The 13849-nt window shown below is 70.3% G+C and carries 11 protein-coding genes; 4 read left to right on the plus strand and 7 right to left on the minus strand.

The features are described from left to right. The first annotated feature begins 146 nt into the window (after positions 1 to 146). Complete coding sequence (locus ON30_RS02350) at positions 147 to 425, plus strand: DUF4190 domain-containing protein (RefSeq protein ID WP_040703776.1); 279 nt, start codon at positions 147 to 149, stop codon at positions 423 to 425. A 28-nt stretch (positions 426 to 453) separates the two neighbouring features. Here ON30_RS02350 and ON30_RS02355 read toward each other — a convergent pair whose 3' ends face one another. The 7 genes from ON30_RS02355 to kstR all read right to left on the minus strand — a co-directional run bounded on the left by ON30_RS02355 (position 454) and on the right by kstR (position 9139). Further along, positions 454 to 1257 carry an enoyl-CoA hydratase/isomerase family protein gene (locus tag ON30_RS02355; protein WP_040703899.1) on the minus strand — a complete coding sequence of 268 codons (804 nt, stop codon included), beginning with the start codon at positions 1255 to 1257 and terminating at the stop codon, positions 454 to 456. Positions 1258 to 1382: 125 nt separating this feature from the next. Further along, the gene (locus ON30_RS02360) at positions 1383 to 2555 is read right to left on the minus strand and encodes an acyl-CoA dehydrogenase family protein (RefSeq protein ID WP_040703777.1); all 1173 of its coding nucleotides are present in this window, start codon (positions 2553 to 2555) and stop codon (positions 1383 to 1385) included. A gap of 126 nt (positions 2556 to 2681) precedes the next feature. Then, positions 2682 to 3518 (minus strand): metal ABC transporter permease, encoded by an 837-nt coding sequence (locus ON30_RS02365; protein ID WP_373282477.1) that lies wholly within the window; start codon positions 3516 to 3518, stop codon positions 2682 to 2684. A 29-nt stretch (positions 3519 to 3547) separates the two neighbouring features. Further along, positions 3548 to 4465, minus strand: a complete 918-nt coding sequence (locus tag ON30_RS02370) for a metal ABC transporter ATP-binding protein (protein WP_083911089.1) — start codon at positions 4463 to 4465, stop codon at positions 3548 to 3550. Between the two features lie 6 nt (positions 4466 to 4471). After that, positions 4472 to 5395 (minus strand): metal ABC transporter solute-binding protein, Zn/Mn family, encoded by a 924-nt coding sequence (locus ON30_RS02375; protein WP_083911090.1) that lies wholly within the window; start codon positions 5393 to 5395, stop codon positions 4472 to 4474. A 211-nt stretch (positions 5396 to 5606) separates the two neighbouring features. Continuing rightward, a complete protein-coding gene (gene otsB, locus ON30_RS02380) occupies positions 5607 to 8177 on the minus strand; it encodes a trehalose-phosphatase (protein WP_040703780.1) in 2571 nt (856 codons plus the stop codon). Positions 8178 to 8569: 392 nt separating this feature from the next. Beyond that, positions 8570 to 9139, minus strand: coding sequence for a cholesterol catabolism transcriptional regulator KstR (kstR, locus tag ON30_RS02385; protein WP_245553914.1), 570 nt, complete (start codon positions 9137 to 9139; stop codon positions 8570 to 8572). Between the two features lie 230 nt (positions 9140 to 9369). On the opposite strand from kstR, the gene ON30_RS02390 reads away from it, so the two are divergent. The 3 genes from ON30_RS02390 to ON30_RS02400 are packed head-to-tail and all read left to right on the plus strand — an operon-like array spanning position 9370 to position 13819. Further along, positions 9370 to 11574, plus strand: a complete 2205-nt coding sequence (locus ON30_RS02390; RefSeq protein ID WP_040703783.1) for an acyl-CoA dehydrogenase family protein — start codon at positions 9370 to 9372, stop codon at positions 11572 to 11574. Positions 11575 to 11600: 26 nt separating this feature from the next. Then, a complete protein-coding gene (locus tag ON30_RS02395; RefSeq protein ID WP_040703785.1) occupies positions 11601 to 12665 on the plus strand; it encodes an acyl-CoA dehydrogenase family protein in 1065 nt (354 codons plus the stop codon). After that, positions 12650 to 13819 carry an acyl-CoA dehydrogenase family protein gene (locus ON30_RS02400; protein ID WP_040703787.1) on the plus strand — a complete coding sequence of 390 codons (1170 nt, stop codon included), beginning with the start codon at positions 12650 to 12652 and terminating at the stop codon, positions 13817 to 13819. Before ON30_RS02395 ends, ON30_RS02400 begins: the two co-directional genes overlap by 16 nt. Positions 13820 to 13849: the final 30 nt, after the last annotated feature.

A 13849-nucleotide genomic window follows, 5' to 3' on the forward strand; every position in this document is an offset into this window, starting at 1 on the left:
TCGGCGCGGCGGTCCGGCCGCGCCGAAACCACCTCGCTCCGAACGCAACCCGCGCGCCGCGCCGCGAGTTCCGGCGCGCCGGTCCGGTGAACACGCAGCGACGCGGGCGCTGCCAAATGGGTGTGCCTGCCCGTAGAATTCGGTGAGTGGTGATACCGGACAAGCCCATCGGGCAGCCTATCGAGCACCCCAATGCGACGGCGGTGCTGTTCCTCGGGGCCCTCAGTGTCCTGTGCTGCGGCATCCTTGGGCCGGTGGCGTGGGCGCTGGGCAGGCGCGCGCTCGATCAGATCGAGGAGTCCGGCGGCGCCTACGGCGGCCGGGCGCAGGTGTTGGTCGGCTACGTGCTCGGGGTGGTCGGCACGGTGCTGATGATCGTCATGGCGATCCTGTTCGTGCTGATCGTGTTGGGCGGCAACGCTTGACCCGACGGTAGCGGCCCGACCCGGCGATTCAGTCCAGGACCGGCCGCTCGGCGCCGCCGTCCCAGGCGGGCCATTCCGAGCTGATGCTCCCGGTCCAGTTGGGTTGGCGGCGTTCGCGGAACGCGGCCATCGCCTCGTCGCCGTCGATGCTCTTGGCGGCGTGCGCGTTCAGGTCGGTCTCGAGCCGCCCGACCATGTCGGGGCTCATCCCGAGACCTTCCCACAGCAGCCGCTTGGACAGTCCGACGGTGAGCGGCGCCGAGCCGTTGACCAGGTCGTGGGCCACCGAGATCGCGGTGGGCAGGACTTCCGCGGCCTCCAGGCAGCTGTTGGCCAGCCCCATCGACTTGGCCTCGTCGCCGTCGAAGGTGCGTCCGGTGAGCATGATGTCGGCGGCGTTGGCCATGCCGACCAGGCGCGGGAGCGTCCAGTGCGCGTACCCGTCGGCGAGGACGCCGCGGCGGACCTGGCTCAGGCCGTAGACGGCGTCGCGGGCGACGTAGCGCAGGTCGCATTGCAGGGCCAGGGCGAGTCCGATGCCGACCGCGTGGCCGTTGACGGCGGCGATGACGGGTTTGCGCACCCGCCACGGGGCGGGGTCGATGGTGGCGCTGACTTCGCCGACCCGGTGGGACAGGTCGGCGCCCGCGCAGAAGGCGGGTGGGGTGCCGGTGATCACAACCGCCCGGATCGCGTCCTCGGTGTCGCAGCGGCGCAGGGCGGCGCTGAGCGCCTCGGTCATCGCCGGGGTGAAGGCGTTCTGCTGCGCGGGCCGGTTGAGCGTGAGCACGGCGATGCCCGCGGAGACATCGACGAGCAGTTCCGAACTCATGTCCAGCATGGTAATCGAACGACTTGCGGATGGTTCCGGACCGCAATATCCGGTGACCGGTTCGGCCGCCCGGCCCTGCGGAAGCGCGGGGCTCGGACGGCCGAGGGGGGATAGGGGGTAGGGGATCAGCCGCGCAGCACCTGGCGGCCGATGGCGTACTTGTGGACCTCGGTGGGGCCGTCGTAGAGGCGGAAGGCGCGCATGTCGCGGAAGATCATCTCGACCACGGTCTCGTCGCTGATGCCGATGCCGCCGAGGACCTGCACGCAGCGGTCGGCGACCTTGAACAGTTCCTCGGAGACGTAGGACTTGGCCATCGAGGATTCGTGCCTGGCCTTGTGGCCGTTGTCCATCAGCCAGCAGGCGTGCCAGATGGTCAGGCGGCACTGGTGCAGGGCCACCTCGTTGTCGGCGAGCAGGAACGACACACCCTGGTGTTCGCCGATCGGCTTGCCGAAGGCGGTGCGGGTGCGGGCGTAGTCGACGGCGATGCTCTGCGCGCGTTCGGCGGCGCCGAGCCAGCGCATGCAGTGGGTCAGGCGGGCCGGGGCCAGGCGCAACTGGGCGTAGCGCAGGGCTTGGCCGGTTTCGCCGAGCAGGGACTCCTTGGGCAGCACCAGGTTCTCGAACCGTACGACGCCGTGGCCGCCGACGTAGTTGCGGTCCATGGTGTTCATGGTGCGCTCGATGACGATGCCGTCGTGGTCGGCGTGGGTGAGGAACAGCGTCGGGCCCTCGGGGACGTGCGGGTTCGGGGCGACGCGGGCCATGATGATCCAGGTCTTCGCGCCGTCGGCGCCGGTGATCAGCCATTTGCGGCCGTTGATGGTGAAGTTCTCGCCGTCGAAGACGGCTTCGGTGGCGAGTTGGTTGGGGTCCGAGCCCGCGCCGTCGGGTTCGGTCATGGCGAACACGGTGCGCTGGTGGCCGTTGATCGCCGGGACGAGGTGTTCCTCGATCTGCCGGGGGTTGGCGATCTTGGACAGCAGGTACATGTTGCCCTCGTCGGGCGCGGCACAGTTCATGGCGACCGGGCCGAGGGTGGACCAGCCCGCGGCCTCGTAGATGACGGCCTGTTCGACGTGGCTCAGTCCGCGTCCGCCGAATTCCTCGGGGGCCTGCACGGTCAGCAGTTTCTCCGCGCGCGCGAGTTCGACGAGTTCCTGGCGCAGGTCGTCGGTGGGGCCGTGCGAGCTCAGCCGGGGGTCGCGCTCGAACGGGATGATCTTGTCGATGACGAACTGCCGCACGCGGTCGCGTTCGGCGGCGAGGTCGGCGGGAATCGAGAAGTCGATCATGGGTCACCTTCGTTCGGCGGCGTTTGGTTCCGAGCATACGAAACCTCGGGCATGCGACTGAAGTCGACTGCCCTCAAATGGTGCCGACCGAGGACCTTCGACCCCTGTGGGAAGTATTCTCGCAGCTCAGACCGCTGCGACGGTGCGCGTGCGCACCCGGCGCGCCACCCGGCAGATCAGGTAGATCGAGAACGAGAGCGTGGTCACGAACGTCGAGACCGGCACGCCGGGAGCCAGCGAGAGCAGGATGCCGCCCACCGCCGCGATCTCGGCGAACACCACCGCCAACACCGTCGCCCGCACCGGGTTCGCGGTCAGTTGCGCCGCCGCCGCGGCCGGGGTGATCAACAGCGCCAACACCAGCAGCGCCCCCACGATCTGCACGCCGAAGGCCGCGGTGATGCCGAGCATGACCGCGAAAACCAATGCGAGCGCGCGCACCGGAACACCGCGCGCCACCGCCACCTCCGGATCGGAACTGGCGAACAGCAGCGGCCGGTAGACCACGGCCAGCGTGCCCAGCACCAGCACCGTGCAGGTCACCAACAGGGCCAGGCCGCTGTAGCCGACACTGACGACCTGACCGGTCAGCAGCGAGAACTTCGAACCCGCGCGCTCCGGGCCCAGCCACAGGAACAGCACCGACAGCCCGAGGCCGAAGGACAGCACCACGGCGATCACCGAATCGCGTTCGCGCGCCCGCGTCCCCAGCACGCCGAACAGCACCGCCGCCACCACCGAGCCGATGATCGCGCCGAGCCCCACGCCGATGCCCGCGAGCAGCGCCGCCGCCGCGCCGGTCAGCGACAGTTCGCTGGTGCCGTGCACCGCGAACGACATCTGCCTGCTGATGATCAGCGGACCGATCACCCCCGACAGCAGACCGAGCAGCGCGGCCGCCAGGACCGCCTGCTGGACGAAGTCGTAGCCGAGCAGGTTCGCGGTGGTCGAGAAGTCGAACATCTTCGACAGGACATCGGCGAGTTTGTCGATCACCCGCGCACTCCGCTCGGTTCCGGTTCGGCCAGGCAGTGCCGGTCCGCGGACGCGCCGAGCGCGTCCATGGTGTCGCCGGTGCCGACGACCACCAGTCGACCGCGCACCCGCAGCACGTCGACCTCGGTGCGGTACAGCTCGGAGAGCACCGCCGAGGTCATCACCTCCTCGGGCCGCCCGATCCGGAACGCGCCGTCGACCAGGTACAGCACCCGGTCGACCAGCGGCAGGATCGGGTTGATCTCGTGGGTGACGAACAGCACCGCGGTGTCGTGGGTGCGGCGACGCCGGTCGATCAGTTCGGCGACCAACCGCTGATTGGCCAGGTCCAGGCTGAGCAACGGTTCGTCGCAGAGCAGCACCTTCGGGTCGCCGACAAGGGCCTGGGCGACGCGGAGTCGCTGCTGCTCGCCGCCGGACAGCGATTCCAGCGGCTGCCCGGCGAACCCCAGCGCGCCGACGTCGGCGATGGCGGCCTCGACCTTGCGCCTGCGTTCGGCGCGCCGACGCAGCCCGAGACCCCAGCGGTGCCCGTCGACGCCGAGGCCGACCAGATCGACCCCGCGCAGTTGCACGCCCGCGTCGATGGTCTTCTGCTGGGGGATATAGCCGATGTCGTGGTTGCCCGCGCGCGCGGGCGCGCCCGCGATGGACGCGCTGCCCGAGGTGAGGCCCAGTTGACCCAACAGCACCTTCAGCAGCGAGGTCTTGCCCGAGCCGTTGGGGCCGAGAACCGCGATGAACTCGCCGGGCGCGACGTCGAGGTCGAGACCGGCCCACAGGGTGCGGTCGCCGAAGGACAGTCGGGCGGTGTCCAGGCGGACGGCGGCGCCGTCGGTGTCGCCCGCCCGCCCCGCCACCGGTCCGGTGTGCTCGGTCAGCGCGGCTCCCTCGGTCGTGGCGGGCTCGGTCATGGCGGGCTACTTCAGCGCGGAGGCCAGCGCCTCGGCGTTGTCGGTCTGCCACTGAATGTAATCGACCCCGGGGGGCAGGGTTTCGGTCACCTCGAGGACGGCGATGCCGTTCGCGGCGGCGAGATCGCGCAGGTCGCGGGTGACTTTGTCCTCGGTCTGCACGTTGTAGACCAGCGCGCGCACCTGCTTGCCGGTGAGCAGGTCGCGGGTGGCGGCCACGGCGGCGGGCGACGGGTCGGTCTCCTGCTCGATCGCCTCCTGGAAGGCGGGCGGGGTGCGATCGGTGGCGGCGGCGTCGAGCAGCAGGTAGTGGGCCAGCGGTTCGGTCTGCACGACGGGGACGCCCGGGTGTTCGGCGGCGATCCGGTCGGTGACGGCGGTGATGCCGGCCAGGCGGTTCTTGAAGGCCAGCGCGCGTTCGCCGTAGGCGGCGGCGTGTTCGGCGTCGATCTCGCCGAGGGCGGCGGCGATCTGGTCGGCGACGGTGGCCACGGTGGTGATGTCGTACCAGAGGTGTTCGTTGTCGTCGGCGGTGTCGGAGCGGACCGCGAACGCCTCGACGCTGCGGGTGTCGCGGCCGTCGAGCGCCTTCTCGATGAATTCGTCGTAGTGGCCGCCGTTGAACACGACCAGGTCGGCGTCGCTGAGTTTCGCCGATTCCACCGCGGAGGTCTCGTGGGAGTGCGGGTCGGCGGCGGGATCGGTGATGATCGCGCTGACCTCGGCGTCCGGGCCCGCGACGGCGGCGGCGATATCGCCCCACACGTTGGTCGAGGCGACCACGGTGGGTTTGCCCGAGGTGTCGCCTGCGCCGCAGCCGGTCAGCGCGAGGGCCGTGGCCGCGGCGAGGGCGCCTCCGGCGAACTTCAGGACGAATCGGCTTCTCACGCGGGGTACTCCTGGCGGTGCGGTGGATTCCGGGTCGCGCATCCCTCGGGCGCTCGCCACCGGGCCGGGAGTGCGCGCCTCGGAAGTGCTCGAGACCGTAATGGAAATCGTTACCGTTTTACTTTAACAGGGCCGCGCAAATCGAGAACCGCCCGCGTACCGCCCCCGCGCTGCCCACCCAGCGCCCCGCGGGCGAACACGCCGAACGCCGCGCCGGAACCGTTCGGCTCCGGACGCGGCGTCCACGAATCGATCAGACCAGCGCCTCCGCGGGCTGCCCCAGCAACTGGGCGCAGCGCAGCAGACCGAGGTGACTGTAGGCCTGGGGATGATTGCCCAGCGACCGCTCGGCCACCGGGTCGTACTCCTCGCTCAGCAGACCGGTCGGGCCCGCCACGTCGACCAACTGGGCGAACAGCGCCTCGGCGTCGGACCGCTTGCCGATCAGCAGGTACGCCTCGACCAGCCAGGCCGCGCACAGGTGGAACCCGCCCTCGCCGCCGGGCAGACCGTCGTCGTGGTGGTACCGGTACACCGTCGACCCGCTGCGCAGTTCCGCCTCGGTCGCCACCACCGTGGCCGCGAAGCGCGGATCGGAGGGATCGATGAGCCCGCTCAACCCGATGTGCAGGGTGGCCGCGTCCAGGTCGGTGCCGTCGTAGGCCGCGGTGTAGGACTGCACGTCGTCGTTCCAGCCCTTGGTCTTGACCTCCTCGGCGATGGTGTCGCGCAGGGCGGTCCAGGCCGGGTCGACCTCGCGGCCGAACCGCTGGGCCAGGGTCAGCGCGCGATCCACCGTCAGCCAGCCCATCACCTTGGAGTAGACGTGGTGACGCGGGTTGCCGCGGATCTCCCAGATGCCGTGGTCGGGTTCGGTCCAGCGGCGCTGCACCGCGGAGACCATGGCGCGCACCAGTTCCCAGTCGGCGTCGGGCAGCGCGTGCCGCGGTTCGGTGATGCCCTTGTGCTCGCGGGCCTGGGCCAGCGTGGCGATCAGGTCGACGATCGGGCCGAACACGTCCAACTGGACCTGCATGTTGGCCGCGTTGCCGACGCGCACCGGACGCGACCCCGCGTAACCCGGCAACTGGTCGATGACCGCCTCCGGGGGCAGGGTCTCGCCGTAGAGGGTGTAGAGCGGGTGCAGACGCTCGGGGCCGGGCAAGGTCTCGAGCACCCGGTGCACCCACACCAGGAACGCCTCGGCCTCGTCCAGCGACCCCAGGGTGACCAGCGCCTGCGCGGTGAGCGAGGCGTCGCGCAGCCAGCAGTAGCGGTAGTCCCAGTTGCGCACGCCGCCGATGTCCTCGGGCAGCGAGGTGGTCGCGGCGGCCAGGATCGAACCGGAGGGCGCGTGCACCAACCCGCGCAGGGTCAGCGCCGAACGCTTCATCAGATCCGGCTTGAGCGGGGGCAGTTCGAGTTCGCCCGCCCAGTCGGCCCAGTAGCGTTCGGCCAGCCTGCGGCGGTCCAGTTCCGAACTCGGCGCGGCGTCGAGATCGTTGGTGCCGCAGCGCAGTTCGAGCACGATCGGGCCGTCGGAGGGATCGACGACCGCGCGGGCGACGTCGTGGGTGCCGTCGGTCTCGATCTCCCACACCACGCCGGGGGAGCGCAGCACGGTGGGATCGTTGGTGCCCAACACTTTCAGGCCGTCGGGCGCGTGCTCGATGCTCACCGGCACCTGACCGAATTCCGGTCGCGGCGCGAAGGTGACGACCGCCTTGGCGTCACCGGTGATGACGCGGGTCAGATCGGTGCGGCTGGGGGCCACGTCGTGCGGCAGGTAGTCGAGCACCTGCAAACTGGCCCAGCGGGTTTCGACAGTCATGGTGCCGTCGACGTAGCGCTGCGACAGCGGCAGCCCGGGACGTTCGGGCGCGATCGTGAAATGACCCGCCTGCGGTCCGCCGAGCAGATGCGCGAACACCGCCGCCGAATCCGGTTCCGGATGGCAGAACCAGGTGACCGTGGCGTCGGGGGTGAGCAGCGCGACCGAGCGCGGACTCGACAGCATGGTCAGACGTTCGATGCGCGGGGCGCTGGCGCCCGCGAGCCAGGTGCGGCGCGCGTCGAGCAGGAACGCCAGCGCGCGCGAGACGTCCTCGGTGCTCTCGACCCGGAATTTCGCCAGGCTGTCGCCCTCGCCGACCTTGATGCCCAGATCCGGGCCGGACAGGACGCGGAAAGCCTTCTCGTCGGTGACGTCGTCGCCGAAGAACACCGCGGCGGTCGCGCCTTCCTGATGACGGATGGTGTCGAGCGCGGTGCCCTTGTCGGTGGGGATGACGGCCAGTTCGATGACCGCCTTGCCCTCCGTCACCTGGACCCCGACCCAGCAGGCCGGTCCTTGGCGGGCGGATTTCAGTGCGCGCAAACCGATCTCGGGACTCGCGTTGCGCACGTGCAGCGCCACGCTGGCCGGCTTCACCTCCACGGTGACGCCCGGATTGTCCGCGGCGATCTTCGACAGCGAGGTCTGCACCTCGGCCAGCAACTGTTTGGCATCGTTGTCGATCGCGTGCACGAAGCCCACGTCGAATTCCGATCCGTGGCTACCGATGAGTTGTACTTCGACCGGGAGCCGGGAGAGGGCGGCGAGATCCCGCAGCGCGCGGCCGGAAATGACCGCCGCGGTGGTTCCGGTGAGGCCGGCGAGCGCGCGTAACGCGCTCACCGATTCCCGGTGGGGATACGCCTTGGTGGGGTCGGAAACGATGGGCGCCAACGTCCCGTCGTAGTCCGAGGCGACCAACAGCCGTGGCTCGCGTGCGATCGTCGACAATGCACGGCGAAGTTCCTTTGGCAGATCCTGTGCGCTCACACATCCAACCTAGTGATCGGAGGAGTTTTTCCATGGGCGGGCAAAACAATACTGTGTTGTATTCCCCGCACCGCAGCGCGTCGGCCCCCGTGCGGGCGAATACGAACACGGGAACCGAATTTGCCCAGTTAACACGCAGGTAACCGGCCGGTAACCTGCGCACCGGTCGGATCGCCCCGTGTCGCCTGTGGAGCACGAGGGTCGCCGCCGTGACGCGCGAGCGCCCGTGCGGACCTGCCGGGGGTGAGTCGCTTTGCCGGACATCGGGGTTCGGTGTCGGCTCGGCGACCGCGGGCAAACGCGGCATACCTATAACGGTAGCTCCGTTCGCGCGCTCGTGCGCGGTCACGCGGGCATCCGCGCGGCGAACCCCGACCGGCTACAGCGGCCGGCTATTTCTGGGCACCATCCCCGAGGAGCAGGTCCACGGTCAGTTCCAGACGGTCGGCGACATCGGTGGCCGAAGCCCGCCGGGTGAGCCAGGCGACCAGGTTCGACAGCCACACATCGCTGATGACGCGAGCGATCGCGAGTTGCCGCTCGGTGGGTTCACCGTCGTTCATCGCGCGGGCGAAGACCCGGTCCATCACCTTGCCGACCCGGTCGACCTCGGCGGCGGCGGAGGCGTCGGCGAACATGAACGCCCTGGTCATCGCTTCGGTGAGCAGCGGGTCGCGCTGCATGTTGCGGGTGATCTGGGTGAGCAGCAGGTGCATGCGCTCGCGCGGACTCTGGCCGGCGAGGGGCTTGCGCTTGCCCTCGATCTGCTCGAATTCGCGCGAGAGCGCCGAGACCAGCAGGTGCACCTTGGACGGGAAGTACCGGTAGAGGGTGCCCACGGCGACGTCGGCGCGTTCGGCAACCGCGCGCATCTGCACCGCGTCGTAGCCGCCCTTGGAGGCCAGCGCCAGCGTCGCGTCGAGGATGCGCTTGCGGCGTTCGCGCTGGGCGCTCGAACTCAGTTCGTCCTCGCTGAGTGTGGTGACCGTCGCGGTCGCCCGCGCGGAGTTGGACGCGCGTCGATCCTTCGAGCTCTCGTTCTCGAGTTGCACTGTCGCCTCCGCGCCCTTCGCCTCGTGATCCTGTCCACCGCCGAGCGGGCGTGGGCAAGACCCTCTCTTGACTTCCGCCCGGCTCAGATATTAGAACATGTTCTAGGTGTGGGAGTCACGCCGGAGAGGCGGTACGGACTGTGACCATCGCCACCACTGACGAGCACAAAGCCGTCCAGGAGTCGATGCGTCGGTGGGCGGGATCGACCCGACCGATTGCAACAATGCGCGCGCACACCGCCCCCGACGCGGACGCCGCCGCAGGTACCGGGTCCGCCGCGTACTGGAACACGTACTGGTCCTCGCTGGTCGAACTGGGGATCTTCCAGGTGGCCGTCGCCGAGGAATCCGGCGGGGCGGGCGCCACCGTCGTCGACCTCGCCGTCCTGGTCGAACAGGCCGCCCACGACCTCGTCGGCGGGCCGGTGCTGGCCACCGCGGCGGCCAACCTCGTCACCGCGGGCGCGCTCCCCGAGGATCTGCCCTGCGGCATCGCCCTGGACTTCCTCGTCGAAGCCGAGGCCAGCGTACCCGCCGCCGATCAGCCGGTGTTGCTGACCGGTGTCTGGGAATCGGTGCTCGGCGCCACCGCGGCCACCGCCGTCCTGCTGCCGGTGCGCACCCCGCAGGGCAAGCGGTGGGCGCTGATCGATCCGGACGCCGCCGGACTGCGGATCGAGCCGACGCCCTCCGCCGACCCCAGCGTGCCACTGGCACGCGTGCACTGCGCCGAGGTCGCGGTGCCCGCCGAACGCCTCTTCGCCTCCCCGCACGCCGTCGAGGATCTCGTGGTCGTGCTCGCCGCCGCCGAACTCGCGGGCATCGCGGGGTGGTGCCTGCACACCGCCGTCGAATACGCCAAGGTGCGCGAGCAATTCGGCCGCACCATCGGTTCCTTCCAGGCGGTCAAGCACATCTGCGCCTGGATGCTGTGCCGCACCGAACTGATCCGGGCCGTGGCCGCCGACGCCGCGGCCGCCGTCGACGAGGGCGGCGCGGAACTGCCGATCGCCGCCGCCATCGCCGCAGCCATCGCGCTGGACGCCGCCGTCGAGACCGCCAAGGACTGCGTGCAGGTGCTCGGCGGCATCGGCTTCACCTGGGAGCACGACGCCCACTTCTACCTGCGCCGAGCCCAGACGCTGCGGCAACTGCTCGGCGGCGCGGACCGCTGGCGCGCGCGGGTCACCGAACTGACCAGGGCGGGTCATCGCCGCACGACCGGGGCGGACCAAGTCCTGACAGAAGCTGCTCTCACCGCCTCGGAGATCACCGACACCGAAGCCGCGGCCGCCGACGACCTCGCCGCCGAGGTCGCGGCCATCGCCGCGCTGCCCGTCGACCAACAGGCCGACGCCTTGGTGGACGCCGGCCTGGTGATGCCGCACTGGCCCGCCCCCTACGGCCGGGGCGCGAACCCGATGACCGGACTGGTCATCGGGGAGGAACTGCGCCGCCACGGGTTGAAGACGCCCGACCTGGCCGTCGGCGGCTGGGCGGTGCCGACCTTGTTGCAGCACGGCACCCCCGAGCAGATCGAGCGCTTCGTGTGGGCGACGCTGCGCGAGGACGTCATCTGGTGCCAGTTGTTCAGCGAACCCGGGGCGGGGTCGGATCTGGCCGCGCTGCGCACCACCGCCAAGAAAGTCGACGGCGGCTGGGTGCTGGACGGCCAGAAGGTGTGGACCTCGCTGGGCGACCGCGCGAACTGGGGCATCTGCCTGGCACGCACCGACCCGTCGGCGGCCAAGCATCGCGGCATCAGCTACTTCCTGGTCGACATGCGCGCGGCGGGCGTGGACATCCGCCCGCTGGTGCAGATCACCGGGGAGGCCAGATTCAGCGAGGTGTTCCTCGACGGGGTGTTCGTCCCCGACGACCGCTTGGTCGGCGCACCGGGCAACGGCTGGAAGATCGCCCGCTCCACCCTGTCCGCCGAACGGGTCGCCATGGGCGGCAACGGGATCGGGCCGGTGCTGGAGGAGCTGATCGCCAAGTTGCCCGCCACCGGACCCGGCGCGGAACTGACCGCCGACCGGCTGGGGCGTTTCGTCGCCCAGGCGGTGTCCGGTCTGCTGCTCGAACAGCGCGCGGTGCTCGCGATGCTCTCCGGCGGCGACCCGACCGCGCTGAGCAGCGTGCGCAAACTCGTCGGCGTCCGGCACCGCCAGGACGTCGCCGAATTCGCGGCCGTCACCGCGGGGCCCGCGGGCGCGCTGGAATCGGATGTCGTCAAGGAATTCCTGCTCACCCGCTGTCTGTCGATCGCGGGTGGCACCGAACAGATCCTGCTCACCGTCGCGGGTGAGCGGGTTCTCGGACTGCCCCGCGACGCCAACGGTTAGTCGACGAGGGGAACTGGGAGCACAGCGTGGACTTCACCAGGGACGAGGGCCAGGATGCCGTGGCCGAGGTGGTCGTCAGCGTTCTCGAGAGAGAATCGGCGCGCGATCTGGACCTGTGGCCGAAACTCGTCGAGAGCGGACTGCTCTCGGTGGCCCTGCCGGAACGCTTCGGCGGCGACGACATGGGCCTGTCCGAGATCGCGGTCCTGTTGACCGAATTGGCGACCGACGCGGTCGCCGTACCCGCCTTGCCGACACTGGGTTTCGCCCTGCCGTCGCTGATCGCGGGACTGCCCGACGCCGTCGCCGCGCAGGTGCTGCCCGCGGTGGCCGGGGGCGCGATCCTGACGGCCGCGCTGAACGAACCGGGCGCGCCGTTCGTCACCGCGCCCGCCACCACCGCCGTCGCCGACGGTGACTCCGTGCGGATCACCGGACACAAGGTCGCCGTCCCTTACGCCGAGCAGGCCCGCTGGCTGCTCGTCCCGACCGACACGGGCCTGGCCCTGGTCGAGCGGGAAGCCGACGGGCTGACGATCACGGCCTCGCCGGTGTCGGGCGGAATGCCCGAGGCCACCGTGCGCCTGTCCGACGTGCGGATCCCGGCCGATCACCTGATCCCCGACGGCCTGCCCGACCTGCACCGGGTCGCGGTCGCGGCCATCGGCGCGGTCGCCGACGGATTGCTGAAGGGCGCGCTGACCCTGACCGCCCAGCACCTGCGCACCCGCCACCAGTTCAACCGGCCGCTGGCCGAATTCCAGGCCGTCGCCCAGCAGATCGCCGACGTCTACGTGGTCTCGCGCACCCTGCACGCGGCCGCCGTGTCGGCGTCCTGGGCGCTGTCGCTGTCGGACGGCGACGCGGCGCACCGGGCGCGCACCGACGACGACCTGGACGTGCTGGCCTATACGGTCGCCTCGGAACTGCCCGCCGCCATGCAGAAGTGTCACCACCTGCACGGCGGCATCGGGGTCGATGTGACCCACTCGATGCATCGCTACTACTCACAGGCCAAGGACATCGCCCGCTGGCTCGGGGGCGCGTCGTTCCGACTCGACCGATTGGGGGCGAGATGTTCATCGATCTGACCACCGAACAACGCAAGCTGCGCGCCGACCTGCGCGCCTACTTCGCCGATCTCGTCACTCCCGAGGAGGAGGCCGAGATGCTGGTCAACCGGCACGGCGACGCCTACCGCGCGGTGGTGCGGCGGATGGGCCGCGACGGGTGGCTCGGCGTCGGCTGGCCCAAGGAGTACGGCGGCCAAGGCTTCGGCGCGGTCGAACAGCAGATCTTCTACAACGAGGCCGTCCGCGCGGACGTGCCGCTGCCGCTGGTCACCCTGCTCACCGTCGGTCCGACCTTGCAGACCTACGGCACCGAGGAGCAGAAGCAGCGCTTCCTGCCCGGAATCCTCACCGGCGACGTGCATTTCGCGATCGGCTACTCCGAGCCGGAGGCGGGCACCGACCTGGCCGCGCTGCGCACCAGCGCGGTGCGCGACGACGCCGGCGACTGGATCGTCAACGGGCAGAAGATCTTCACCACCGGCGCGCACGAAGCCGACTTCATCTGGTTGGCCTGCCGCACCGGCACGGTCGAGGAGCGCCACCGCGGCATCACCATCCTCATCGTGGACACGAAGGACCCCGGGTACTCCTGGACGCCGATCATCACCTGCGACGGCGCGCATCACACCAACGCCACCTACTTCGACAATGTCCGGGTGCCGGCGAACATGCTGGTCGGACAGGAGAACCGGGGCTGGCAGCTGATCACCACCCAGCTCAACCACGAGCGGGTCGGGCTCGGCCCCTCGGGCAAGATCGAACAACTCTACGACCGCGTCCGGGCCTGGGCCGAGGCCAACGGCGTGCTGGACGACCCCGCCGTGCGTCGGGCGCTGGGCCGCCTGCACGCCATGGCCCGACTCAACGAACTGCTGAACTGGCAGGTCGCGGCCACCGCGGACAGCAAGGCCGAGGACCCGATGGGCGTCATCGCCGACGCCTCGGCCACCAAGGTCTACTCGACCGAGTCGTTGCAGGAGGCGGGCAGGCTGGCCGAGGAGATCGTGGGCGCCTACGGCGATCCGGCCGACCCGGCCACGGCCGAACTGCTGACCTGGCTGGACCGTCGCACCAAACAGAACCTGGTGGTGACCTTCGGCGGCGGCGTCAACGAGGTCATGCGCGAACTCGTCGCCTCCGCGGGGCTGAAACTGCCCCGCGTGCCCCGCTAGCGCCGCCCCGTCACACCGCCGCAGGACAAG

The organism is Nocardia takedensis NBRC 100417 (genome assembly GCF_000308695.1).
Classification (GTDB): Bacteria; Actinomycetota; Actinomycetes; order Mycobacteriales; family Mycobacteriaceae; genus Nocardia; species Nocardia takedensis.